At 31.8% G+C, this 24,736-nt stretch carries 23 protein-coding genes and 2 CRISPR repeat arrays; of the genes, 14 read left to right on the plus strand and 9 right to left on the minus strand.

The features are described from left to right. Window positions 1–14 precede the first annotated feature (14 nt). The 7 genes from JH146_RS00775 to JH146_RS00805 all read left to right on the plus strand — a co-directional run bounded on the left by JH146_RS00775 (window position 15) and on the right by JH146_RS00805 (window position 5,724). Entirely contained in the window at window positions 15–551 is a 537-nt protein-coding gene (locus JH146_RS00775) for a pyruvate ferredoxin oxidoreductase subunit gamma (protein WP_048201215.1), read from the plus strand. Between the two features lie 18 nt (window positions 552–569). Then, window positions 570–830: a pyruvate synthase subunit PorD gene (gene porD, locus JH146_RS00780; protein WP_048201216.1), complete on the plus strand. Its 261-nt coding sequence runs from the start codon at window positions 570–572 to the stop codon at window positions 828–830. A gap of 21 nt (window positions 831–851) precedes the next feature. Further along, complete coding sequence (gene porA, locus JH146_RS00785; protein ID WP_048201217.1) at window positions 852–2,012, plus strand: pyruvate synthase subunit PorA; 1,161 nt, start codon at window positions 852–854, stop codon at window positions 2,010–2,012. A 47-nt stretch (window positions 2,013–2,059) separates the two neighbouring features. Continuing rightward, window positions 2,060–2,947 carry a pyruvate synthase subunit PorB gene (gene porB / locus JH146_RS00790; RefSeq protein WP_048201218.1) on the plus strand — a complete coding sequence of 296 codons (888 nt, stop codon included), beginning with the start codon at window positions 2,060–2,062 and terminating at the stop codon, window positions 2,945–2,947. Between the two features lie 338 nt (window positions 2,948–3,285). After that, on the plus strand, window positions 3,286–3,780 hold the full coding sequence (locus JH146_RS00795) for a 4Fe-4S dicluster domain-containing protein (RefSeq protein WP_048201219.1): 495 nt from the start codon (window positions 3,286–3,288) through the stop codon (window positions 3,778–3,780). A gap of 347 nt (window positions 3,781–4,127) precedes the next feature. Beyond that, a complete protein-coding gene (locus JH146_RS00800) occupies window positions 4,128–4,553 on the plus strand; it encodes a 4Fe-4S dicluster domain-containing protein (protein WP_048201220.1) in 426 nt (141 codons plus the stop codon). A 211-nt stretch (window positions 4,554–4,764) separates the two neighbouring features. Then, window positions 4,765–5,724, plus strand: coding sequence for a tetratricopeptide repeat protein (locus JH146_RS00805; RefSeq protein ID WP_052352065.1), 960 nt, complete (start codon window positions 4,765–4,767; stop codon window positions 5,722–5,724). A gap of 11 nt (window positions 5,725–5,735) precedes the next feature. Here the strand turns inward: JH146_RS00805 and infB are convergent, their stop codons facing one another. After that, window positions 5,736–7,565, minus strand: coding sequence for an intein-containing translation initiation factor aIF-2 (gene infB, locus JH146_RS00810; protein ID WP_048201221.1), 1,830 nt, complete (start codon window positions 7,563–7,565; stop codon window positions 5,736–5,738). Between the two features lie 169 nt (window positions 7,566–7,734). On the opposite strand from infB, the gene yjjX reads away from it, so the two are divergent. The 4 genes from yjjX to cfbE all read left to right on the plus strand — a co-directional run bounded on the left by yjjX (window position 7,735) and on the right by cfbE (window position 12,046). Further along, on the plus strand, window positions 7,735–8,388 hold the full coding sequence (gene yjjX / locus JH146_RS00815) for an inosine/xanthosine triphosphatase (RefSeq protein ID WP_048201222.1): 654 nt from the start codon (window positions 7,735–7,737) through the stop codon (window positions 8,386–8,388). Between the two features lie 60 nt (window positions 8,389–8,448). Beyond that, window positions 8,449–9,060 (plus strand): S24/S26 family peptidase, encoded by a 612-nt coding sequence (locus JH146_RS00820; protein ID WP_173400791.1) that lies wholly within the window; start codon window positions 8,449–8,451, stop codon window positions 9,058–9,060. Beyond that, window positions 9,057–9,659 (plus strand): hypothetical protein, encoded by a 603-nt coding sequence (locus JH146_RS00825; RefSeq protein WP_048201224.1) that lies wholly within the window; start codon window positions 9,057–9,059, stop codon window positions 9,657–9,659. The genes JH146_RS00820 and JH146_RS00825 overlap by 4 nt, the downstream gene beginning before the upstream one ends. Before the next feature lie 505 nt (window positions 9,660–10,164). Beyond that, a CRISPR array of direct repeats spans window positions 10,165–10,661; the repeat unit is 30 nt; unit sequence GTTAAAATCAGACCGTTACGGTATGGAAAC. A 182-nt stretch (window positions 10,662–10,843) separates the two neighbouring features. Further along, on the plus strand, window positions 10,844–12,046 hold the full coding sequence (cfbE, locus tag JH146_RS00830; RefSeq protein WP_048201225.1) for a coenzyme F430 synthase: 1,203 nt from the start codon (window positions 10,844–10,846) through the stop codon (window positions 12,044–12,046). A gap of 10 nt (window positions 12,047–12,056) precedes the next feature. On the opposite strand, the gene twy1 is transcribed toward cfbE, so the two are convergent. The 3 genes from twy1 to comD all read right to left on the minus strand — a co-directional run bounded on the left by twy1 (window position 12,057) and on the right by comD (window position 14,407). Next, on the minus strand, window positions 12,057–12,992 hold the full coding sequence (gene twy1, locus JH146_RS00835) for a 4-demethylwyosine synthase TYW1 (protein WP_048201226.1): 936 nt from the start codon (window positions 12,990–12,992) through the stop codon (window positions 12,057–12,059). 231 nt (window positions 12,993–13,223) lie between these two features. Next, the gene (gene comE, locus JH146_RS00840) at window positions 13,224–13,790 is read right to left on the minus strand and encodes a sulfopyruvate decarboxylase subunit beta (protein ID WP_048201227.1); all 567 of its coding nucleotides are present in this window, start codon (window positions 13,788–13,790) and stop codon (window positions 13,224–13,226) included. Between the two features lie 110 nt (window positions 13,791–13,900). Next, window positions 13,901–14,407: a sulfopyruvate decarboxylase subunit alpha gene (comD, locus tag JH146_RS00845; protein WP_048201228.1), complete on the minus strand. Its 507-nt coding sequence runs from the start codon at window positions 14,405–14,407 to the stop codon at window positions 13,901–13,903. Window positions 14,408–14,562: 155 nt separating this feature from the next. Between comD and comA the strand changes: the two genes are divergently transcribed. Further along, window positions 14,563–15,318, plus strand: a complete 756-nt coding sequence (gene comA, locus JH146_RS00850) for a phosphosulfolactate synthase (protein WP_048201229.1) — start codon at window positions 14,563–14,565, stop codon at window positions 15,316–15,318. Here comA and radB read toward each other — a convergent pair. From radB to pyrF, 3 genes are all read right to left on the minus strand, one after another. Beyond that, window positions 15,315–15,953 carry a DNA repair and recombination protein RadB gene (radB, locus tag JH146_RS00855; RefSeq protein WP_048201230.1) on the minus strand — a complete coding sequence of 213 codons (639 nt, stop codon included), beginning with the start codon at window positions 15,951–15,953 and terminating at the stop codon, window positions 15,315–15,317. The two genes, comA and radB, sit on opposite strands and share 4 nt — an antisense overlap. Before the next feature lie 145 nt (window positions 15,954–16,098). Next, window positions 16,099–16,572 carry a coenzyme F420-reducing hydrogenase, FrhD protein gene (gene frhD, locus JH146_RS00860; RefSeq protein WP_048201231.1) on the minus strand — a complete coding sequence of 158 codons (474 nt, stop codon included), beginning with the start codon at window positions 16,570–16,572 and terminating at the stop codon, window positions 16,099–16,101. A gap of 4 nt (window positions 16,573–16,576) precedes the next feature. Next, window positions 16,577–17,218, minus strand: coding sequence for an orotidine-5'-phosphate decarboxylase (gene pyrF, locus JH146_RS00865; RefSeq protein WP_048201232.1), 642 nt, complete (start codon window positions 17,216–17,218; stop codon window positions 16,577–16,579). 773 nt (window positions 17,219–17,991) lie between these two features. After that, window positions 17,992–18,436: direct repeats of the CRISPR family, unit length 30 nt; unit sequence GTTTCCATACCGAAACGGTCTGATTTTAAC. A gap of 527 nt (window positions 18,437–18,963) precedes the next feature. Here pyrF and alaS point away from each other — a divergent pair. Both alaS and JH146_RS00875 read left to right on the plus strand, forming a co-directional pair. Beyond that, window positions 18,964–21,642 (plus strand): alanine--tRNA ligase, encoded by a 2,679-nt coding sequence (gene alaS, locus JH146_RS00870; RefSeq protein ID WP_048201233.1) that lies wholly within the window; start codon window positions 18,964–18,966, stop codon window positions 21,640–21,642. A gap of 177 nt (window positions 21,643–21,819) precedes the next feature. Then, window positions 21,820–22,761 carry a DNA cytosine methyltransferase gene (locus JH146_RS00875; RefSeq protein ID WP_048201234.1) on the plus strand — a complete coding sequence of 314 codons (942 nt, stop codon included), beginning with the start codon at window positions 21,820–21,822 and terminating at the stop codon, window positions 22,759–22,761. Window positions 22,762–22,790: 29 nt separating this feature from the next. Here the strand turns inward: JH146_RS00875 and JH146_RS00880 are convergent, their stop codons facing one another. Continuing rightward, window positions 22,791–23,813, minus strand: coding sequence for an adenylosuccinate synthetase (locus JH146_RS00880; RefSeq protein ID WP_048201235.1), 1,023 nt, complete (start codon window positions 23,811–23,813; stop codon window positions 22,791–22,793). A gap of 114 nt (window positions 23,814–23,927) precedes the next feature. After that, window positions 23,928–24,728: a 5'/3'-nucleotidase SurE gene (gene surE / locus JH146_RS00885; RefSeq protein WP_048201236.1), complete on the minus strand. Its 801-nt coding sequence runs from the start codon at window positions 24,726–24,728 to the stop codon at window positions 23,928–23,930. Window positions 24,729–24,736: the final 8 nt, after the last annotated feature.

Here is a 24,736-nt window from a genome sequence, read left to right on the forward strand (position 1 = left end):
TTTAGGGTGAGTGTATGATAGAAATTAGATTCCATGGAAGAGGAGGACAGGGAGCTGTTACTGCCGCTCAAATATTGGCTAAAGCTGCTTTTTATGATGGAAAGTTCTGTCAAGCATTTCCATTCTTTGGTGTTGAAAGAAGAGGAGCCCCAGTTATGGCATTTACAAGAATAGACGATAAAAAAATCACATTAAGATGCCAAATATACAACCCAGATTATGTTGTAGTTCAAGACCCTACTCTTTTAGAGAGTGTTAATGTTGTTGAGGGGTTAAAGGAAAATGGGGGAATTATTATTAACACTGTTAAAGATGATTTGGATTTGGGATATAAAACATACACAATTGATGCTACAGGAATAGCTTTAGATGTTTTAGGAGTTCCTATAGTAAATACTGCAATGGTTGGGGCATTTGCAGGAGTTACAAAGCTTGTTAGTATTGAATCAGTTAAAAAGGCAATATTAGACACATTTAAAGGAAAGTTAGGAGAGAAGAATGCTAAAGCAGCTGAAGTAGCTTACAATGAGATGTTAAAAAAATATGGATAAATTATTGAGGTGGATTGAATGGTTACAATTGCAGCTATTATATATGAGCCAGGAAACTCAATTAAAAACAAAACAGGAAGCTGGAGAACATTTAGACCAATTTTAGACAATGAAAAATGTGTAAAATGTGAAAACTGCTATATATTCTGTCCAGAGGGAGCTATTCAAGAGGATGAAAATGGAAACTTCAAGATAGATTACGATTACTGTAAAGGTTGCCTAATATGTATGAATGAATGTCCAGTAAATGCAATAACAAAGGTTAGAGAAGAGAAATAAACACTAATTAAAGGTGGAAAGATGTGTGAAGTTAAAGTTATTACAGGAACTTCAGCTGCTGCTGAAGCGGCTAAATTAGCTGATGTTGATGTTATAGCTGCTTATCCAATCACACCACAAACAACATGTGTTGAGAAGTTAGCTGAGTTTGTAGCCAATGGAGAGTTGGATGCTGAGTATATAAAGGTTGAAAGTGAGCACTCAGCAATGTCTGCCTGTATTGGAGCTGCTGCAACAGGAGCAAGGACATTTACTGCAACTGCCTCACAAGGTTTAGCTTTAATGCATGAAATGTTATTCATTGCATCAGGTATGAGATTACCAATAGTTATGATGGTTGCTAACAGAGCTTTATCAGCCCCTATAAACATTTGGAACGACCATCAGGATTCAATATCAGAGAGAGATAGTGGATGGATTCAGATATATGTTGAAGACAACCAAGAAACACTTGATAGCATTATTCAAGCTTACAAAATTGCTGAAAATGAAGATGTTTTATTGCCAGTTATGGTTTGTTTAGACGGATTTATCTTAACTCACACAGTAGAACCAGTAACAATTCCAAAGGCAGAAAGAGTTAGAGAATTTTTAGGTGTTTATGAACCAAAACACGCATATTTAGACCCAGATAGACCAGTGACTCAAGGGCCTGTTGGAGTTCCAGATTGCTATATGGAAACAAGAAAGCAGGTAGAGGAAGCAATGGAAAGAGCCAAAAAAGTAATTAAAGAAGTTAATGAGGAATTTGCTGAAAGATTTAAGAGAAAATATGGAAATGGTTTAGTTGAAGCATACAACTTAGATAAAGCAGATACAGTTTTAGTTGCAATGGGTTCTGTCTGTGGAACAATAAAATACGTTATTGATGAGCTTAAAAAAGAAGGAAAAGAAGTTGGGTTGTTGAGAATAAGAACCTACAGGCCATTCCCAAAAGAGGATGTTAGAGAGCTTTTAAAGGATGCAGAAAATATAGCTGTGTTAGATAAAAACATCTCATTTGGATTTAATAAGGGAGCTTTAGGAATTGAAATGGCATCAATTTTAAAGAATAAGAAGGTTTGCAACTACATTGTTGGATTAGGTGGAAGAGACATCAAAATAGATGATATAAAAACAATAATTAATCATGTTGAGAAAGCAGAGGATGATACGACTTTATGGATTGGATTGAAAGAATAAATTAATTACCTAAACTTATAATTTAAAATTTTTATAAGGTGATTGTGATGCAATTTCCAAGAGAAGAGTACTTTGCACCAGGGCACAGAGGGTGTGCTGGTTGTGGAGCTGCAATTGTAGCAAGATTATTGCTAAAAGTAGCTGGAAAAAACACTATTATATCAAACGCTACTGGCTGTTTGGAAGTTATGACAACACCATATCCAGAGACATCATGGAGGGTTCCTTGGATTCATACAGCATTTGAAAACGCTGCAGCAACTGCAAGCGGTATTGAAGCAGCTATAAAGGCATTAAAAAGAAAAAGAGGAAAGCACGCTGATAAAAAAATAAATGTTATAGCTATTGGGGGAGATGGAGGGACTGCGGATATTGGTTTTCAGGCATTAAGTGGAGCTATGGAAAGAGGGCACGATATATTGTATATTATGTATGATAACGAAGCTTACATGAACACTGGAATACAAAGAAGTTCATCAACACCTTTCATGGCTGCTACAACAACATCCCCAGCTGGTTCAAAAATTAGAGGGGAAGATAGACCTAAAAAAGATATGACAATGATAATGGCAGCTCATGGCATTCCTTATGTTGCTACCGCATGTATCTCATATCCTGAAGATTTCATGAGAAAGATTAAAAAGGCATTAAGCATTGAAGGTCCTAAATTTATCCAAGTTTTACAACCTTGTACAACAGGTTGGGGATACCCACCAGAAAAAACAATAGAAATTGGAAGATTGGCTGTTGAGACTGGAATTTTCCCACTTTATGAAATTGAAAATGGGGAGTTTAGAATTACATACAAACCAGCCAAGAGAAAGCCAGTTAGAGAATACCTAAAGATGCAAAAAAGATACAGACACTTGACTGATGAAGATATTGAAAGAATTCAAAGATATATTGATGAGAAGTGTAAGCTATTGGGGTTGTAATCCTCTAATTTACACCTCCGAGCGTAAGCGAGGAGGTGTTATGTTTTGATGAACGCACCATAGGGGCTACGCCCCTATTGGTATACCACCGCATAGAGGGATGCCCTCTATTGCTATACACCGAGCGCGGGGTTGCCAAAGGCAACCCCACTTTATTGGGGTATACCAATAGGGCGAAGCCCTATGGTTGCGGATACCCCAGAAGTTTTGATCAACCTTTTCCTAAAAGGTTTTGTTTGAGGAAACTTTCTTAAAGTTTCATTCAGAGATATATTGATGAGAAATGTAAATTGCTTGGGCTTTAAAAATTCTAAATAATTATTTTTTAGGTGGTAGAGATGAAAAAAATAATAATGGCAAACTACAACTGTGACAACTGTGGGGATTGTGTTAAGGCATGTATGGAGAAGAACAAAGTTGGAAGAATAAGTATAATGGAGAAAGATGGCAAATACATCCCAATCCTTTGCCAGCACTGTGCTTCAGCCCCATGTAAAGAAGTCTGCCCAGTTGCAGCAATTGAGCATAAAGATGGTTATGTATATTTGAATGAAGATGTTTGTATTGGATGTGGTTTATGTGCCTTAGCATGTCCATTTGGAGCTATATTAATGGAAGACAAAGCATACAAGTGTATTTTATGCGATGGAGATGAGCCTGCATGTGTTAAAGCTTGCTCAAAGAGATGCTTAGAACTTGTTGATGTAAATGAGCTAATATTTGCTAAGAGAGATAAATCCTTAGATTTATTTGGTAAGATGTCCCTACCATCACAAAAAACAGATAACAGTTTAATTTCAAAAATAACCATAGATGCAAAGGTTCAACCTTAAATGGGTGTTGATGATAAAAATGCAGAAAATTATTAAAACTAATTTACACCTCCGAGCGTAAGCGAGGAGGTGTTATGTTTTGATGAACGCACCATAGGGGCTACGCCCCTATTGGTATACCACCGCATAGAGGGATGCCCTCTATTGCTATACACCGAGCGCGGGGTTGCCAAAGGCAACCCCACTTTATTGGGGTATACCAATAGGGCGAAGCCCTATGGTTGCGGATACCCCAGAAGTTTTGATCAACCTTTTCCTAAAAGGTTGTTCGAGGAAACTTTTTCCTAAAAGTTTCATGTCAAAGGTTCAACTTAATTATTAATTAACTATTATTTTTTGGTGAAATTATGGTGGTAGTTAATGTTGGTTCTTGCATTGGATGTAGGAGATGTGAAAGAAGTTGCCCAATAAATGGAATCACCTTTAATGAATTTCCAATAAAATGTATGCATTGTGATAAAAATCCCTGCTTATATGCATGTCCAGAAAATGCAATAGAGAGGATTGACGATAAAGTAGTAGTCATAAAAGATAAATGTATTGGCTGTGGTTTATGTGCTTTGGCTTGTCCATTTGGGGCAATAAGAATTGATGGAATAGCAATAAAATGTGATGGATGCTATAAAAGAGATGTTGAAATTTGTAAGGAAGTATGTCCAACTGGAGCTATTGACACTCTTGAAGAAATATTGAGTAATAAGTTATGTAATACTCTTGACAAGTTAAGCAAATTGTATAACATTTATGGTGGACTTAAGGGTAGTGCTAAATAAAATTTTTTTGGTTTAATACAACTATTTTGTTTTTTCATTGGTGGAACTATATTTTGATAATTTTACATTGTTTTGGAAAATTACGAATGATTCATTGTTCGAAAATCTTCCAAAAAGTATATAAATCTAAACTGTACTTAAAATAACTTGTTTTCACGTTAATATCAATAGATGTTCATTTATAAATTTAAATTAATATAAAGTGATGTAAATGGATTGTGAGGATATGATAAAAACTCTTGAAGTTTTAAAAAATGTTATTAAAGCAATTGAATTTTCTGATAAAGGGGAATTTGATAAAGCAGTTAAATGCTTAGACGAAGCCTTATCATTAGACCCAAAGAATAACTTAATTTTATACATAAAAGGAATAATTTTAAAAGTTATGGGGGATATGGATAATTCAATGAAATATTTTGAAAAAATCGACAGTAACAAAGAAAAATCTCCACTTTCGTGGGCTAACTTGATATGTTTAAATTTTGTTAAAGGAGATTATGAAAAAACCTTAAAATACATTGATAAACTTTCAAAGGTTTCTAAGAACTGTTATTTATCCCCTTTTCATACTGCTTTGATATTTATTGAATTGGGGAAGTATGAAGAGGCATTAAAATATTTTGATGAACTGTTAAAAGTAAATGACAAGCTATCCTCAATATGGAGACAAAAAGCTATTTTATTGGGGGATTTGGGAAGATTAAATGAAGCTATTGAATGTTTAGATAGAGTTGTTGAGATTAATAAAAATGATGCGTATGCGTGGTATTTAAAAGGAAAAATGTTGAAAAAATTAGGGGAATACAAAGAAGCACTTAAATGTTTATACGTTGCGGTGGAATTGAATAAAGGATGGATACATGCCTATAAAGATATTGGATATCTCGAGCTAATATTAGGAAATTATGATGATGCATTAAAATATTTAGACAAATATTTAGAAAGGTATCCTGAAGATATTGAAACAAAATATTATAAAGCATTAGTTTATGAACATTTAAACAAACCTGAAGATGCCTTAAAAATTTATGATGAAATTATTTCAAAAAATGGTAATAGCTTTATATTGAAAAACTCATTAATAAATAAAGCGAGAATCCTCGAAAAACTTGGAAAAATTGAAGAAGCAGTAAAGACATACAATAAAATATTAGATAATAATAAAATCTAAAAAATTAGGTATTATCTTCCCCAGAATATATTGTTTGTCAGTTTTTGCATTAATTCCATGTATTTTAATAATGCCTCTTTTTCATCGTTTCTTAATCTATCCATGTATTTATGGTAGAGTTCTCTAACATGGTTTTCTGGAACAGCTACATACATATAATCTCCTTCATCAACATGCCTTTTCAATATAACTCTTCCATCTATAGCTATTGAAACTGCCTTTCCTGCCTTTGCCTCTTTAACATTTTCTCCTCTATCTTTTATTTCTCTAACATAACCAAGCTGCATTCCATCCTCTCTCATTAAAGGATAACCAACTTTTAAAGTTCCACAAATAACTTCAATTCCACAAATTGCAGGGTCTTTTTGTCTAAATATACAATCTGGTAAAATTCTGACAATTGCAGGTTTGATAAGCTTCTCAAATTCACCATATTTAATTCTCTCTTCCTCTTTTTTAACCCATTCTGTGAAGTCCTCAACTAACTTGTAGATAATATTATCTAAAAACACTTTTATGTCATATTTTTCAATCTCTTTCTGTGCTTCTGGCAATATTTTTACATTAAATGCAACTATCGCTCCATGTAATGGGTTACTCTGCTTGTATGATGCAACCTCAATTATATCTTTCTTAGTTACATCTCCAACCTCTGCCTTCTTAATCTTAACTCCTGCCTTCCTTAACTCATTAGCCAAAGCTTCTAAAGAGCCAAGAGTATCTGCTTTAATCAAAATTCCTTCATCATCAACCTCTATTTTTGCCTCTTCAACCTCCCTCATCACTTCCTCTTTTGCTTCCTCTATCTTATCTTTTGGAACAATCCTTATTGGACATCCAGCTATAACTTTATCCAATTCAGGAGCTGCTATCTTAACTCCAGCAGCGGCAGTAACTTCATTTACTGGTTTAAACTTATCTCTTGGGTCTCTCATTTCATCCAATGGCTTTGGTTTTAATAAAGCTTTAACTCTTGTTACTAAAACATCATCAGGCAATCCAACAACTAAGTAATCTCCTCTTTTAGCAATTCCATCATAAATTATGGCATCTATTGTTGTTCCCAATCCTTTCTCTTCTTTAACTTCTAATATTGTCCCTTTTGCATATCCTTCAACATTAAGCTTTAATCTATCCTCCAAAAACTTTTGAGCTAAACCTGCAACCATCATTAATAAATCAGGAACCCCCTCTCCAGTAACTGCTGAGACAGGGATGATACAAACAGTTTTTGTAACGTCTTGAACTCTTGAATATAAATCTGCATCAAAACCAAGCTCATTTAATGGTTTTATTATGTTTTCATACAACCTTATTTCAAATTCAGTTAGAGCATTTGGGTGTTGGGCCTTTTCATTGAAGTTTAAGATAAATGGCCCCTCCTTAGAGTTCCATCCAGGGATTAAGTCAATTTTATTTGCTGCTACAACAAATGGGGTTTTACATTGCCTTAATATATTAACTGCCTCAACTGTTTGTGGCTTAAAGCCCTCGTTTATATCAACAACTAATATGGCTATATCAGCCAAAGCTCCTCCTCTTTTTCTTAAAGATGTAAATGCTTCATGCCCGGGAGTATCTATAACTAACAGACCTGGAATTTTTAAATCTGCCTTTAACATCTTTAATAAATCTCCACATAACCTCTTTATAACATCTATTGGAATCTCACTCGCCCCTATGTGTTGAGTAATTCCTCCAGCTTCTCTTTTAGCGACTCTTGTTTTTCTAATCTTATCTAAAAGTGTAGTTTTTCCATGGTCTACGTGTCCTAAAACACATACAATTGGACATCTGAGATTCTGATTTTTATTATCCTTCTTAGTGTTTTTTTTAGCCATAATAATCCCTCTTAATGTGTTTTAATCACAATATATCAATAAATTTATAAATTCAAGTTATCAGGATATATTATGTTAGTGAAATTACTACTTCCTTTGATGTTTAACTTATATATATTTTATTTGCAAATTATTTAGCGAATAGAATTCTTATAATATAGTGATAGCTATGGACTTTAAAAATAAGAAATGCGAAATTTGTGGTGAAAAAGCAGAGATTTTTTTATTTGGGAAATTTTTATGCAAAAATGAAAAATGTATTGAAGAAGCTAAAAAGCTGAGCATGGCAAGGCATAAGTTGAGAGTTGTTGCTATTGGCTCTACAAATCCAGTAAAGATAGAGGCGGTTAAAGAAGGATTTGAGAAGGTTTTAGGAGCTGTTGAAGTAGTTGGAGTTGATGTTATTAGTGGAGTTTCATCCCATCCTATTGGATTAGAAGAAACTTATTTGGGGGCGTTAAATAGAGCAAAAAATGCGTTTGAAAAGGTTCAATGCACTTATGCTGTGGGAATAGAGGCAGGTTTAATAAAAGTGGGGGAACATTATATAGATATCCATGTATGTGTAGTTTTTGATGGAATTAGAGAGACGGTTGGTTTATCTCAGGGCTTTGAATATCCAAAGATTGTAGCTGAAAAAGTTTTAGAAGGGATTGAAGGAGGAAAAATAGCTGAAAAAATTTCAGGTATTAAAGATATTGGAAAAAATATTGGTTTAATTGGTTATCTAACTGATAATAATATAACAAGAAAAGATTTATGTAGAGATAGTGTAATAATGGCTCTAATTCCAAGGATGATGAAAAATGCTCATCTATATTAGAGAGGTGGAATCATCAACCTAAAAATTAGCAAAAAAGATGTTGTTGAATGGATAATATTCTTGGTTGTTTTATTTTTAATTTGGAGCCATGTAAATGTTGTAGTATCTGACAGTATGTATCCTATAATGAAGAGAGGGGATTTAGTTATAGTAGAAAATGCTGGCTTTGAATTTAATCCAAACGATGTTGATGTTGGAGATATTGTTGTTTATAAAGCTCACTGGCCTTATTATCAATATTTGCTCTATGAAGTGGATTATAAACTCAACCTAAACCCAAACAAAACTTTATGCATATTCAGGGAAGGAGATATTAAAGATGTATCAATAAAAGTTTTGGGAGAGATAAAGACAAATAAAGGTAATTATAAAATACTAGAGGTTGATATTCCAAAAAGTCCAATAAAACCAGTAATCCATAGAGTTATTGATAAGGTTGAGTTTAACAATAAAACTTACTTTATAATAAAAGGAGATAATAATCCAATTCATGACCCAGAGCTCGTTTCAGTTAATCAGATAAAGCAAAAAGTTATAGTTATAAATGGACATCCTTTAGTAATTCCATATATTGGATATCTGTCAATATGGGTTAAAGAATATTGGTATTTAGTACTTTTGTTTATCTTGCTTTATTATGCATACGACTATCTTAAAGGAGGGAGAAAATGAAAAAACTGCTATTAATTCTTGGAATAATTACGTTAATAACTTCAATGTCTATGTGCATTACCTCTAAAAATATAGATGATTTAAAAAAAGAAATAGTGATTGAATTTAATGGAACTCCAGTAAAAGTTCCGTTGAGGACAACTATTGGTGAAGCAAAAGAAGTAAAGTTAATAAATACAACAGATAAAGAAATTTATGATTATTATCACTCTAAAATATTAATTTACATCTATGGAAATATGAGTTTAAAGCCAGATGAAGGTGGAATATCAATAGTTGATTTAATAACAAAATTAGAGTGGTTTAATCAGTTTTACCCTCACAATATAGTTGTTGAATTAGAAAGAACAAACTCAACTGTAACCGTAAAAAGTATCTTTGCAAATGGAAAAACATCAATAGATAAACTTAAGATAAATGAGAGTGAATATTTAATGAACAATAATAAAACAATGGTTATAAAGATTATAAAAACTCAAAATAATGCAACAATAATGAAAATAAACAATACATTTATAATTGAAGGGAATTCATTAAAAGAGATGGATAAGGCAGAGACGAGGTTTATTATTGCTTTATTTAAGGGTAATATAAATTAAATAGAAAGTGGGGCTGAAAGAAGTGAAACTCAATCTTGGATATTCTAATAAAGCAAAACCCTATGATTTCGACACTTCAATCTATTAAGTTACATCTCTTAGAGGTAATTGATATTTCATATCCAAATATTCAAATGGCATTTATCACGTGGAAATTCTTTTCTTTTTAATTTAAAGCTTTTTAAAAACTTATTTTTCAATTTTAAGAATTTTTATCGAATTTCTAAGGGTAATTTATTTTGATAATTTTAAGTATTTAAATTAATTAAATTATAGAGATTTTTAAAAGATTTTAAATAATTATTTTTAAATCAAAATTTCCCCAATAAATATTAAAGATTAAAAAATTTTAAAACTTTTTAAGATAGAAAATTAGAAAATAAAATCAAATTAAAAACTTCAGGGGTTTATAAATAAATGAGATAATCTACCCTTCGAAAATTATGGTATGAAAAAGCTTAAATATTAGAAGAGATAACATACAAAATGAGCAAAATATTGCCCTGTTAAAATCAGACCGTTACGGTATGGAAACCCATTTGTGTTAATAATGAAATGAATTTCATCATGTTAAAATCAGACCGTTACGGTATGGAAACAAGATGTTATAAAAAGTAGTGATTGGAACTATTTAGTTAAAATCAGACCGTTACGGTATGGAAACATTAGGTAAAGGTTCTGGAAAATCTACTATGTGTTGTGTTAAAATCAGACCGTTACGGTATGGAAACCATAAATCAATAACAATTGAAGTATTTTCATCTATTGTTAAAATCAGACCGTTACGGTATGGAAACTTTTTTATAGTTTGCTCATATTTTTGTGCTTTCTTGCTGTTAAAATCAGACCGTTACGGTATGGAAACTCCTTCTCAATAACATAAACGTGCTTAATCTTGCCAGCTTCTTGTTAAAATCAGACCGTTACGGTATGGAAACATCTCTATACAGACTGAAAATGGATACATAACAAGTTAAAATCAGACCGTTACGGTATGGAAACCAAACTTTGCAATTGATAATCTGGACATTTTGGGGTTGTAAGTCCCCAATGGAAACTTTTTTATATTATCTATTAAATTATGTTTATTATGGGTTTAATGAGGTGTATTATTGCTTTATTTATGGGCAATAATAACTTAAAATGTATATCAAAACTACAAAACCTCTTTTTTGGTGTTTTTTATGTTGATTGTTGATGTTAATCATGGGGCTTTGCAATTGGCTGAGGAGTATTTAAATCTTGGTTATGATGTTGATGTATGGGATATTTATCAAAAAATAAAAAAATCAGATGATTTTAAAATTAAATATAAAAAATTAAAAGAAAAATTTGGAAATAGATTGAATTTATTTTTTGAACAACCAGATTTTGAAAAATATGATAGAATTATAGCTCCAATCCACTGCCCAATAGATGTTAATTTTATCCCATTTACAGATGCTGTGTCTGAAATATTAAAGGAGAAATTTGGAGATATCTATAAAAAAATAATAAATATTACTGGAGTTAAGGGAAAGACAACAACAACATCTTTAATAAATCACATTTTAAAAGAGAAATATTCAACATACCTACATAACTCAAATTTTGGTTCTATAGCTCCACCGACTATTTTAAAGGTTTTAGATGGCTTGGATATTGATAAATATGACTTTTTTATATTTGAAACATCCTTGGGATTAGTTAAATGCAAATATGGGGCTATAACAAATGTATTAGAAAATTATAAAATAGCTGGTGGAAGGAGGGATGCATTAACTGCAAAATTCAGCTCATTAAAAAATGCTGAGATGGCTTTTATAAATAGGAGAGATATTGAAAGATATAACTTAAATATAAGCCATAAATGCCTAAATGTTGTTAATGTTGATAAGGTAGAAATTTTAGAAAATTATCCTCTGAAATTTAAGTATATTGATGATATTTATGAATTTAATAAAAATATATTTGGATTACATTTTGTAGAAAACTCATTATTTGCCATAGAGGTTTGTAAAAATTTGGTTGATATGGATGAGATAAGATATAGGTTAAAAACATTTACTATAAAAAATAGAATGGAAATTAAGGAGATAGATGGAAAGGTTTTAGTTAAAAATATCAACCCTGGTTTAGATGTAAAAGCTATTTCCTACGCTATAAAAGATTTTTTAGAAGTGTTTGGTGGAGATATCTATATTGGCGGAGATTTTGGAGTTGTTTGCGAAGAAATTGATGTAAAAAAACTTGCTGAAATATTAAAAAACTTTAATTGCCAATACATATTTGTTGGGGAAATTGGAAAAGAACTATTAAAATATTTAGATGGAAAATATATTGAGAGATTTAATGAAAATAAAATAAATAAAAACTCTTTAGTTATTCTTAGAGAGAGAATTGTCTAATATTTTATATTTACTCAAAAATCTTTGGGTTGATTTTTCTATTTTCATTTTGCAATAACGCCACTCTACTGTCTTCACTATCATCAATTAATTTGTATGAGCTGTTTTCTTCCAATATTTTAGCTAATTTTAAGATTTCATCATATTGTAACATATCTTCCTTATTTAACCTTCTTCTTGAATAACCAACGTGCATATAGGACTTTAACTCAATGAAATTGACATCGGCCCTTTCATAGAGCTTTACAAATTTTAAAATATCGTCATTACATCCTCTAATTAAAGTAGTTCTTATACAACTTCTCTTTTTCTCTTTTAGGATATCTAAAGTATTTAGGATATTTTCCCAATACTCTTTCTTTCCCCCACATATTCTTCTATAACTATCTAAATCATAGGCATCTAATGAGATATACAGCTGAGTTGGTTCTATTTTTTCAATAACATCAGTCAAGATTCCATTTGAAACAACAAATGTCGTAAATCCATTCTTATGGAATATCTTTATTAACTCATCTAAGTATGGATAAAGAGCAGGCTCCCCTGATAAAGATATGGCTACATGCTTTGGCTCTAACGCCTCTTTAAATTTTTTCTCTCCAACTCTATCCAATACTCCAGCATAACCCATAATTATTCTTTTATGCATGGCTAAAATTTTTTCATAAACTACCTCTGGCTCATCCCATTTTGGTTCTTTAATCTCACTTACATTTATATCACTTGGCAATACTCTCCAACAGAATATACAATTTTGCTGACACCAAATAACTGATGGTGTGCATTGAATACACCTATGTGTTTCAATACCATAAAATTTTGATTTATAACAACTCTTATCTTCTAACATCTTTTTTCTAACCCATCCGCATAGTTTAACTGCTGTGTGGTTATCTATTTGATACCTCTGCTTTCTTAAAATCTTATAAATCTCTTCTGGAATCATAATCTCACTTTAAAAATTAATTCTTTTTAATCGCTTCCATAAACCTATATTTCCATAGGGCTACCGCCCTATTGGTATGAACCTTTTAGTAAAAGGTTCATCAAAACCTAACACCTCCTCGCTACGCTCGGAGGTGTAAATTAAATTTGGGGTATACCAATAGGGGAGTAGCCCCTATGGTTGCGGATACCCGGGATGCATTGCCTCGCTACGCTCGGCAATGCCTCTTATTTAGCTCCTTTTTATCGCTTCCATAAATCGATACTTCAAAACAACAGGTGGAATCTCTATGTTAGGACATTTTTCGTTATATGGAATTGCTTTGGCAATAATAACCTTACATTTCTCTTCATTTAAAGCCTTTTTAAACTCTTTTTCAAATTCCTCCAAGCTTTTTGTTGTTACTACATCTAATCCACAACCTTTAGCTACCTCCTCTAAGTTTGTATTTTTGCTGGTGTGAGTTTTTTGGTTGCCTGTAGAACCATAAGCAGAATTATCTATTATAACCAATATATAATTTTTTGGATTCATATAACCAATTGTTGATAGTGAGCCAAGGTTCATCAATATAGAACCATCACCATCTATAACTATAACCTTATCTTTAGAATTCAAAGCTAATCCTAAACCAATTGAAGAAGCTAATCCCATTGAACCAAGCATATAAAAGTTTCTCTCTCTATCTTTTACATAATACAACTCTTTAGAAGGAATTCCAATATTGCTAACTATTATTTCCTTCTCTCCAACATTTTCAACAATTTTTTTAATTATATCTATTCTCTTTGGATACATGGTATCATCTCTTTTATATTTATTTCATTACGAGAATCTAAATATACTTTAAACAAGGCTCCACTTAAGAGGCAATGCATCCGGTTTTGATGAAACTTTTACTAAAAGTTTCATTCTAAATCGTATTCCCAATATAGTGCATCAAATAACAAAGCTACAGGATATGATATCTTATACATATAGGAGGAGGCATATTTTATTAATTTATAGGCTTCTTCTGGTGTTTTTGGTTTGTATGTTGGAATTTCACAAACATCCAACAATTTTTCAATCCATCTTCCCATAGGTATTTGGGCAGGTATTTGCTCTTTCAAATCCCCCCTATGGCTGATTATTAATAATGTAGGAATTTGGAAAGTTTTGTATAATGAAGCAATTGCATTTATTGAGTTCCCAATCCCTGAGTTCTGCAGTAATATGGCTGTTTTTTTTCCTGCTAAATATGCTCCAGCACATATTCCAAATGCTTCTTCCTCTCTTGTTGCTGGTATGTGAGTTATGTCCTCATCATTTTCAATCAATTTTAGCAAATTTTTTAAGTTTGCACAAGGAACAGAGCAGATAAAATCTATATTTGACTCTTTTAAGGCATTGTAGATTGCTAAGCTACCTCTCATATTATCCCCCTACTTTTACTATTTGGAAATAAATCATAAAGAATATATACTTAATCCCTGCTATTTACTATCAAACTTTTTATAATTTTATAATATATTTGCATTATAAGGAAAATCACATATAAAAAATTTCTTAAAAGAAATAAGGTGAAAGTATGAGAGCATTTGAATTCTTATATGAAGATTTCCAAAGAGGTTTAACTGTTGTGTTAGATAAAGGTTTGCCACCAAAATTTGTTGAGGATTATCTAAAAGTTTGTGGTGATTATATAGATTTTGTAAAGTTTGGATGGGGAACCTCTGCAGTTATTAATAGGGATGTTGTTATTGAGAAAATTAACTACTATAAAGATTGGGATATTAAAGTTTATCCAGGGGGGACATTATTTGAATATGCTTATATTAGGGGCAAGTTTGATGAATTTTTAAATGAATGTGAAAAACTTGGATTTGAAGCTATTGAAATTTCAGATGGTTCTTCAGATATAAGCTTAGAGGAAAGGAAAAAAGCTATAGAGAAAGCTAAAGATAATGGATTTATTGTATTAACTGAAGTTGGTAAAAAACTGCCAGAGAAAGATAAAAAACTAACCATAGAAGATAGAATTAAGTTAATAAACTTTGATTTAGATGCTGGGGCAGATTACGTTATTATTGAGGGTAGAGAGAGTGGTAAAGGTATTGGGCTGTTTGACAAAGAGGGAAAAATAAAGGAAAAGGAATTAAAGGTCTTAGCTAAAAATGTTGATATCAGTAGAGTTATCTTTGAAGCTCCACAGAAAAATCAGCAGGTAGAATTTATATTAAAGTTTGGTAGTTCAGTTAATTTAGCAAACATTGCCTTTGATGAGGTTATAAGCTTAGAGACATTAAGAAGAGGGCTTAGAGGAGACACATTTGGAAAAGTTTAATCAAGAATCTCTATACCTCTTTCAACTATCTTAAACCTTAATTTTTCCTCCCCAGCATGTCTATGTTTTTCCAATATAGCCAATCTGTCCCCATTAAGTTTTTCTAATCTAACAATACATTTACTCCAATATTCTAACAAAGTCCCTCCAGAAGCTTCAAAGCCATTAACCGTCTCTCTCACTTGATTTGTTATTAAAACAGCTAAGTTATTTGTTTTAGCTAATTTTAATAAGGTTTTTACCTGATTACCAAGCATTTTATTGAGCATGATGTTTTTATTGGCTTCATCACTTAACTCTAATCTATACAAAGATGTTATGTTATCAACCACAATTAAACTTGCATTATTGGCAATTAATGGAAGCTCTTTTTGTATAACTTTATCTTGCTCATAGAAATCAAAAACATCATATATTATCATATTTTCCAAAACCTTTTGGTAGTAGTTTGGGGCTATTTGTTTAATCCTCTCTATTGATAATCCTCCTTCAGTATCGATATAAATTACTTTTCCAAAATTAATGGCGTTTATAGAGTTTATAATGCATATATTTGTCTTTCCTACTCCTGGAGGTCCATAAATTTGAGTTATTGTCCCTTTTTCAGCATTTCCCTGTAGAATTTCTCTAAGCATGTAAAATCCCTTATTTCTTTATCTCTTCTAAAAAATTTAGGATTATCTTTTAATTTCTTCTAAAATCATTTCTATCCATAGGGGCAAAGCCCCTATTGGGATACCCCAGAGCGGGGCTTCACTTCGTTCAGCCCCACTTCTATGCTTATGCTTTAGATTTTATCTCCTCTAAAATCATTTCTATTGCTTTATCTACAGCTTTAGCAACTTCTTCAGACAATCCTGGTTTTATATCCGGCATTGTAAATTCTTTCCCTTGGCATCCAATAACCACGACTTCTATTCCTTTATTGTGTAAATCTTTGAGAAATGGGGCTAATGGAACGTTGTGAGCATCAAAAGAATATTTTCTAATATTTGGTAGTTCATCAACATCTATCTTTTTTATTGTCCCTGGTTCTAAACCAAAATCAATGGCATCAACAACAATAATTTTCTTAATATCTTCATCAACTAAAGTCATTAAATAGTAAGCTCCACTCGCCCCAGCATCAATAACCTCAACATTATCTGGCAAGTCCATTTTTTCTAATTTGCTGATAACTTCACACCCAAAACCATCATCTCCAAATAAAAGATTTCCACAACCAACTATTAGTATATCTTTTTTTCTCTTCATTTTATCACTTGGTTAGCATTTCTTTATATTTTTTAGCTTCTTCTTTAGGGTTTTTTGATTGATATATTGCCCTTCCAACAATAACATAATCGTTATCATCCAAAATATTTATAATATCTTCAACCTTTCCTCCCTGAGCTCCAACTCCTGGGGTTATTACTGGTAATTTAGCAGTGTTTTTAATCTCTTTAAGTCGTTCAGGTCTTGTAGATGGGGCTACAATAGCATCAACTTTAAGCTTTTTAGCCATTTCAGCCAATTTATCTGCTATTGGTTGTAAAAATTGAACAGCTCCAGGATGACTCATTTCAGTAACCATTATTACTTTTTTGTTTAACTTTTTAGCAACATCTTGAACTGCCTTAACAGAATCCTCACCAACAAAACCATGGACTATTATTCCATCGGCATATTTTAGTGTTACTTTTGCTATCTTTTCATTTGTTGCTGGGATATCTGCAACTTTAAAATCACAGATAACTTCTTTATTGCATAGTTTTTTTATATCTTTAACTATTTCTAATCCAGAAGATAAAACTAACGGATATCCAACTTTTATAGCATCAACATAATCTTTAACCTCTTCTACTATTCTTAAAGCTTCATCTCTATCTAAAACATCGAGAGCTAACATCAACTTTGGCATTCTATCCCCAATCATTAGTTTTTTACGAACATTTTGGAATACATAAGGTATATATGACGCCTTCCTTTGGGAAGGCATTCAAATCTTCCATTTTAATTTTAATAACTTTTGCAAAAAACTAATTTTTTGTGTATAGTTTGGACAAACTTTATATAAAAAACTTGAGTATCTTATATCAACATAACTATAATAGATTTTAAGAAAACTTTACCTTTTCGAGGCGAATATTTTGATAAAGGAAATTGGTCTTTTAAAGAAAATAAGGAATTTCTTATCTTAAATTTAAAATTAAAAGACTTATGAAGGAATTATAGTTTTTTACAAAAAACTATGAATATTTTACCTTTTGAAGTAGATACATTAAATTATTTAGATATTATGACATAAAAAGAGATTGTTTTATTTGATTATCAAAAATTGCCCTAAATATTATGTTATTTTTCCTTATTTTTATCTCTAGGTGGTCTGGTTTTAACTGCAGTCTGAGATTAAAAAGTTTCCATACCGAAACAGTCTAATTCCATAGGGCTCCGCCCTATTGTTATGAACCTTTTAGAAAAAGCTTCACCAAAATCTAACACCTCCTCGCTTACGCTCGGAGGTGTAACTTGGAATTGCTGAGGTATCTCAATAGGGGCGTAGCCCCTAATGGTTGCGGATACACGGAATAGATTAAGGTGGGGCTTTCAGCCCCACATAATCTCTTTTAATCCATAGAGGGGGCAAAGCCCCCTCTATTGGGATACTCCCCCATATTTTTACATGTGTATTATGTTTCCATACCGAAACGGTCTGATTTTAACAACATTCCTAAGCAATTGATACTTGTATAATTTATAGGTGTTTCCATACCGAAACGGTCTGATTTTAACCTCATCGTCTGTAAATCTATTGTAGTCGTCCTCCATGTTTCCATACCGAAACGGTCTGATTTTAACTAAAATGGTGATAAAAATGGCATATAGAATAATTAGGTTTCCATACCGAAACGGTCTGATTTTAACAAATTTTAACAGTGTTTGATGATAAATCATACCATAATTTTGTAGTATCATTGTTTCCATACCGAAACGGTCTGATTTTAACAATTTAAAAATAAAAAGAAAATATTTAATAAAAAAAGTTTCCATACCGAAACGGTCTGATTTTAACTGTGTTAGTATGTCTTGAAATTAAAGCAAAATCTGTGTTTCCATACCGAAACGGTCTGATTTTAACAGGGCAATATTTTGCTCATTTCGTATGTTATCTCTTCTAATATTTAAGCTTTTTCATACCATAATTTTCGAAGGGTTAATAACCCCTTTTATTTATAAACCCCAGAAGTTTTTAATTTGATTTTATTTTCTAATTTTCTATCTTAAAAAGTTTTAAAATTTTATAAATACAAATATTTATTTGGGAAATTTTGATTTGAAAGTAATTATTTAAAATCTCTTAAAAATCTCTATAATTTAATTAATTTAAATACTTAAAATAATTAAAATAAACTACCCTTCGAAATTCTCTAAAAATCTTTAAAATCAAAAAATAAGCTCTTAAAAAGCTTTATTTTAAAAATAAAAAGTTTTCCACGTGATAAATGTCATTTGAATATTTAAATTCTAAGAGGCATTGCCGAGCGTAGCGAGGCAATGCATCCCGGGTATACCAATAGGGCGGTAGCCCTATGGTTTAAATATAACCTCAGAATTATTAGCTACTTAATATAATTATTAAATTATAAAAATCATTAAGGTGATGGGATGAAACACAATTATAAGGTAAAATTATTTGATGAACTTGGATTTGTAAGAAAGAAGTGTGAAAAATGTGGGCAATACTTTTGGACTTTAGATGAGGAGAGAGAAACATGTGGGGATGCACCTTGTGATATTTACTCATTCATTGGAAAACCAATAACCAAAAAACCTTATGATTATAAAGAGATGGTTAATGAATTTATAAACTTCTTTAAAGAGCATGGGCATGAACCAATAAAAAGAGCCCCAGTAACTGCAAGAAGATGGAGAGATGACATTTTATTAACAATTGCTTCTATAGCAGTATTTCAACCATGGGTTACCAAGGGAATTGTAAAGCCAAAAGCTAATCCATTAGTTATAGCTCAGCCATGTATTAGATTAAATGACATTGATAACGTTGGAAGAACTGGAAGGCATTTAACATGCTTTACAATGGGAGGGCATCATGCCTTTAACAGAGAAGATGATTTCAAATATTGGCAAGATGAGACAGTTGAACTCTGCTTCAACTTCTTTAAAAAATTAGGGATAGATGAGAAATCAATTACATTTATTGAGAGTTGGTGGGAAGGAGGAGGTAATGCAGGGCCTTGCTATGAAGTAATAACCCATGGTGTTGAGTTAGCTACTTTAGTCTTTATGCAGTATGAGAAAGTTGGAGATAATTATAAAGAGATTCCATTAAAAATAGTTGATACTGGATATGGAATTGAAAGGTTTGTTTGGGCTTCAACTGGAGAACCAACAATATACGATGCCATATTTAAAAATATCGTTAATAAATTGAAGGAAGATGCTGGAGTTAAAGATATAGATAAAGAGATATTGGCTAAGATAACTGAGGTTGCTGGTTTGATGGATGTTAAAGATGTTGGAGATTTAAGAAAGCTTAGAGAAGAAGTAGCTAATAAAGTAAATATTTCAGTTGATGAGTTGGATAAACTAATATCACCTTATGAAGACATCTATGCAATAGCAGACCACACAAGAGCTTTAGCTTTCATGTTAGGAGATGGAATAGTTCCATCAAACGTTAAAGATGGTTATTTGGTTAGAATGCTAATAAGAAAGACATTAAGGCATATGGATAGATTAAACCTCTCAATGCCAATAACTGAGATTGTTGCAATGCAGTTGAATGAGATGAGAGATTTATATCCAGAATTATTGGATATGGAAGATTATATTATGGAAATCTTAGAAATTGAGACAAATAAATATAGACAGACAATTGAAAGAGGTAAAGGAATCGTTGAGAGATTATTAAAGAGCAAAAAAGCTATTGATTTAGATAATTTAATTGAATTGTATGACAGTCATGGATTGCCACCAGAGATAGTTAAAGATGTTGCTAAATCCTTAGGGAAGGATATCAGCATTCCAGATAACTTCTATACAATAGTTGCTGAAAGACATGAGAATAAAGAGGAGGTTAAAGAAAAAGTTAAGTTGCCAGAGGTTGATACTAAAAAGACGGAGCTATTATTCTATAAATATCCAAAGATGAAAGAGTTTGAGGCAAAAATCTTAAAGGTTGTTGATGATTATGTAATTTTAGATAAAACTGCATTCTATCCAGAAGGTGGAGGGCAGAAGGCAGATACAGGATATATAATAAAAGGAGATAAGAAGTTTAGGGTTATTGATGTGCAAAAAGAAAATGACATTGTATATCACAAGATAGAGAACTTAGATGATGAGCTAAAAGAAGGAGATATTGTTAAAGGAGTTATTGATTGGGATAGAAGGTTAAGTTTAATGAGGCATCACACAGCAACACACATTATAAATGCTGCAGCCCAGAAAGTTTTAGGAAAACACGTTTGGCAGGCAGGTTCAGATGTTGATGTGGATAAGGCAAGATTGGATATAACTCACTATAAGAGAATAAGCAGAGAGGAGTTAAAGGAGATTGAAAGAGTAGCTAATGAGATTGTTTTAAATAATTACAATGTAAAAAGTGTATTTATGGATAGAAATGAGGCAGAAGAGAAATTTGGATTTAGAATATATCAAGGAGGAGTTGTTCCAGGAAATGTTTTGAGAATACTTATTATTGAGGATGAAAATGGAAATATAGTTGATGTCCAGGCATGTGGAGGGACACACTGTCAAAACACTGGAGAAGTTGGATTTATAAAGATAATTAAGACAGAGAGAGTTCAAGATGGTGTTGAGAGATTAATTTACTCAAGTGGTTTAAGTGCTTTAAAAGCAGTGCAGGAAATGGAAGATACTTTAGAGGAGAGTGCAGAGATATTGAGATGTCCTACTGAAGAACTACCAAAAGTTATAAAGAGATTCTTTGAAGAGTGGAAAGAGCAGAGAAAGAAGATAGAGGAGTTGGAGAAAAAGATAGGAGAACTTAAGAAATTTGAATTAATGAATAGATTTGAGACAATTGGAAATTACAAAGTTTTAGTTGAAAAAGTTGAGGCTAATCCAAAGGAGATGTTGAACATAGCCGATAACTTAGCTGTTGAAAATGCTATAGTTGTATTATTAAATGATAAGGGCAATATACTATGTAAGAGAGGAGAAAACGTTGATATAAAGATGAATGAACTCATAAGATATATTGCCAAGGGAGGAGGAAGAGAGCATTTAGCTCAAGGAAAATATGAAGGAGATGTGGAGGAAATTAAAAAGAAAGTTATTGAATTCATTAAAAATAAATAAATTTGCTTTAGCAATATAATCTATTTTCTTTTATTTTGGTGGGTATATAGGTATGAAGTATTTAATAAAATCATTAGGGTTTGTTCATTAGTTTTGATGAAATGGAAAGCTCTACTTTCCAGCTACAAAATCTGTAAGATTTTGTTTAACTTTTTCTAAAAGTTTTTTGGTGATAATATGAATGTCATTGATTTATTCTCTGGCTGTGGAGGATTTTCAAAAGGTTTTTTAGATGAAAACTTTAAAATTTTAGGAGCTATAGAGAACTTTAAGCCAGTTGTTAAAACTTATTTATACAATATCAAAGCTCCAGTGTGGATGGATGATATAAAGAGGATTCCACCAAAAGCATTTGATGAATTTATAAAAAATGAGAAAGTTGATGTAATTATCGGCTCTCCTCCATGTGAGCCATTTACAAAAGCAAATAAACTAATTAAAGACAATCCATTAGACAGGTTATATAAAGACAAAATTGGTAGGTTAGTTTTATACTACATTGACTATGTTAATTACTTTACACAAAAAAATGACGATTTAATATTTATCATGGAAAATGTTCCACAAATTAAAGAAATTAAAGATGAACTAAAAAAGTTATTTGGGGACATAGGGCATAAGGTTTATTTCAATATATTAAGGGCAGAGGATTATGGGAATCCATCAAAAAGAGCGAGAATGTTTATTTCAAATATAAAATTAAAACCAAAGAAAGCTGATAAAATTGTTGTTGTAGAAGAAGCTTTAAAAGACATTCCAAAAGATGCAAAAAATCATGAAATTAAAAAACTTTCTAAAGAAAAAGTAGAGATGATATCAAAATTAAAGTGGGAAGAGGCGTTATATAGATATAGAGGAAAGAAAAAGTTGATGTTTAATTGGTATAGACTTCATCCTCATAAGTTAGCCCCAACTGTTAAAGGAAGAAGTAGATTTGTCCATCCTTATGAAGATAGATTATTAACTGTAAGAGAGCAGGCAAGGTTGATGAGTTATCCAGATGATTTTGTGTTCTTTGGGGGGAGAGATGCTCAATATAATCAAATTGGAGAAAGTGTTCCTCCGATATTAAGTAGAGTCATAGCAAAAGAGATTAAAGAAAAGTTAAAAAATAGATAATAAAATTTTTAATAAAGCTTAAAAGTTTTTTATAACTTTTCATTTCTTAAATCAATTGTTTGGTGCATTTCTGGACCTGTGGAGATTATAGTCACTGGAACTCCTGTAATTTCTTCAACTTTGTTTATAAATTCTTTAGCTTTTTCACTCAGCTTATTATATTCAGTTACACCATAACATTCTTTATCGTATTTATCTAATCCAGTTAAAGCAATTTGTGTAGCTCCATTCAATTTACAAGCTTTTCTTGCTAATTCAAAGTCAAAATAGCCAACTCTTCTCCTTCTTCCAGTAACTGTCCCATACTCAACAATTCCTAAGCTCTCTGCCTCTTCTAATGACATTTCAGTTGGGAAAGGTCCAGCTCCTACTCTTGTAGGGAAGCTTTTAAAGACAACTATAACCTCATCAACTTTTGTAGGGCCGATACCAACATCTGCAGCAAATGATGAAGCGGTTGTATCTTTAGATGTTACATAAGGATAAGTTCCATAGTATAATGAGAGCAAAGTTCCTTGTGTTCCTTCGATTAAAACATTTTCGTCTCTATCCAACGCATTATTGACTTCTTCAGAGACATCTCCTAAAAAGTCCTTTAACTCTTCAATATCCTTTGCCTGTTTTAAAATCCTCAACACTCTATCAACATTTGCAGGGCCGCAGCCGCTTCCAGTAGTTCCAATCTCTTTAGCTAAGTGCTCATCCTTTCTATCCATAATTTTGTGTTTTTCTTCAATAATTCCACATCTGTAATCTACAATCAATCTCTCTCTAACATTAAAGTCTTTAAGCATCTCAACTTCTCTCAACAAAACCTCTGGGTCTACCAAAACACCAGCCCCTATAGCTAACTTTGCCTCTTTGTATGGGAATCCTGTAGGTATCATTCTAATTCCATAAGATTTTCCTCCTATATTTACAGTATGCCCTGCGTTTGGCCCTACTCCTCCTCTTGCAATAATTGATGGCTTATCTTTATCACAAATGTAGCTTATTATCTTTCCTTTCCCTTCATCTCCCCATTGTCCTCCAACAATAATGGTGCAGGTCAATAAAATCACCTTTTTCACTGTTCAAAACCTTATATTTTTTTGTAATTGTGATATTTAAAGTTAATTAATATTGAATGATGATGATATGTAAATAAAGTTATTTTATTCTTCATTTTATTTTTCACAAAGGATTTTCCCATATTTATTTTTAAACTCGTCCAAATTCTTAATAGTTGTATCCAAGGTTAAAGGAGTTATTGAAATATGCCCTTTTTTCCTCAAAACATAGACATCTGTATCTTCTTCTTCTTCAAATATTGGATAACCATCAATCCAGTAATAGCTTCTTCCTCTCGGGTCTACTCTTTCCTCAACATGTGTTGTGTACATCTTTCTTGCCAATCTTGTTATTTCTATAGGTGTTTCTAAAGTTGCATTTTCTGGAATGTTTATATTTAAAACATCACATGGCATGTCATAATTTAAATATTTCTCAGCAATTTTTGCAGTTATTTTGGCTGGGATTTCAAAGTTTATTGGTATTTCCAACTCTCTAAATTTTAAGTGGTCTGAAGTTATTTGTAATGAAGAAGCTACAGATTTAGCCCCATGATGAGCAGCTTCAAATGCAGCCCCTAATGTTCCAGAAGTCATTATTTCAGTTCCAAGATTTTCTCCAATGTTTATTCCAGAAATAACCAAATCTGGAACTTTTTTTAATATTTGATAGATTCCTAAGATTACACAATCAGTTGGTGTTCCAGAGACAGCATAGCCAACAATATCTTTTGCTAACTTAACCTTTGTCATCCTCAGTGGTTCAAATAAACTTATTGCTCTTCCAATCCCACTCTGCTGGTTTGTTGGAGCAACTATAGTTATGTTTGCATCACTAAATCTCTCTTTTAAAGCGTTGTATAATGCTATCAATGAAGGTGAGTAAATCCCATCATCATTAACTATCAATATTTCCATGATATCAC

The sequence above is a fragment of the Methanocaldococcus bathoardescens genome, from assembly GCF_000739065.1.
GTDB classification, from domain to species: domain Archaea; phylum AGJL01; class Methanococci; order Methanococcales; family Methanocaldococcaceae; genus Methanocaldococcus; species Methanocaldococcus bathoardescens.

Excerpts from the sequence above, each read along its gene's own strand:
- JH146_RS00775 (WP_048201215.1), top strand. The coding sequence starts at position 15 with ATGATAGAAATTAGATTCCATGGAAGAGGAGGACAGGGAGCTGTTACT.
- porD (WP_048201216.1), top strand. The coding sequence starts at position 570 with ATGGTTACAATTGCAGCTATTATATATGAGCCAGGAAACTCAATTAAA.
- porA (WP_048201217.1), top strand. The coding sequence starts at position 852 with ATGTGTGAAGTTAAAGTTATTACAGGAACTTCAGCTGCTGCTGAAGCG.
- porB (WP_048201218.1), top strand. The coding sequence starts at position 2,060 with ATGCAATTTCCAAGAGAAGAGTACTTTGCACCAGGGCACAGAGGGTGT.
- JH146_RS00795 (WP_048201219.1), top strand. The coding sequence starts at position 3,286 with ATGAAAAAAATAATAATGGCAAACTACAACTGTGACAACTGTGGGGAT.
- JH146_RS00800 (WP_048201220.1), top strand. The coding sequence starts at position 4,128 with ATGGTGGTAGTTAATGTTGGTTCTTGCATTGGATGTAGGAGATGTGAA.
- JH146_RS00805 (WP_052352065.1), top strand. The coding sequence starts at position 4,765 with ATGGATTGTGAGGATATGATAAAAACTCTTGAAGTTTTAAAAAATGTT.
- infB (WP_048201221.1), bottom strand. The coding sequence starts at position 7,565 with ATGGCTAAAAAAAACACTAAGAAGGATAATAAAAATCAGAATCTCAGA.
- yjjX (WP_048201222.1), top strand. The coding sequence starts at position 7,735 with ATGGACTTTAAAAATAAGAAATGCGAAATTTGTGGTGAAAAAGCAGAG.
- JH146_RS00825 (WP_048201224.1), top strand. The coding sequence starts at position 9,057 with ATGAAAAAACTGCTATTAATTCTTGGAATAATTACGTTAATAACTTCA.
- cfbE (WP_048201225.1), top strand. The coding sequence starts at position 10,844 with ATGTTGATTGTTGATGTTAATCATGGGGCTTTGCAATTGGCTGAGGAG.
- twy1 (WP_048201226.1), bottom strand. The coding sequence starts at position 12,992 with ATGATTCCAGAAGAGATTTATAAGATTTTAAGAAAGCAGAGGTATCAA.
- comE (WP_048201227.1), bottom strand. The coding sequence starts at position 13,790 with ATGTATCCAAAGAGAATAGATATAATTAAAAAAATTGTTGAAAATGTT.
- comD (WP_048201228.1), bottom strand. The coding sequence starts at position 14,407 with ATGAGAGGTAGCTTAGCAATCTACAATGCCTTAAAAGAGTCAAATATA.
- comA (WP_048201229.1), top strand. The coding sequence starts at position 14,563 with ATGAGAGCATTTGAATTCTTATATGAAGATTTCCAAAGAGGTTTAACT.
- radB (WP_048201230.1), bottom strand. The coding sequence starts at position 15,953 with ATGCTTAGAGAAATTCTACAGGGAAATGCTGAAAAAGGGACAATAACT.
- frhD (WP_048201231.1), bottom strand. The coding sequence starts at position 16,572 with ATGAAGAGAAAAAAAGATATACTAATAGTTGGTTGTGGAAATCTTTTA.
- pyrF (WP_048201232.1), bottom strand. The coding sequence starts at position 17,218 with ATGCCAAAGTTGATGTTAGCTCTCGATGTTTTAGATAGAGATGAAGCT.
- alaS (WP_048201233.1), top strand. The coding sequence starts at position 18,964 with ATGAAACACAATTATAAGGTAAAATTATTTGATGAACTTGGATTTGTA.
- JH146_RS00875 (WP_048201234.1), top strand. The coding sequence starts at position 21,820 with ATGAATGTCATTGATTTATTCTCTGGCTGTGGAGGATTTTCAAAAGGT.
- surE (WP_048201236.1), bottom strand. The coding sequence starts at position 24,728 with ATGGAAATATTGATAGTTAATGATGATGGGATTTACTCACCTTCATTG.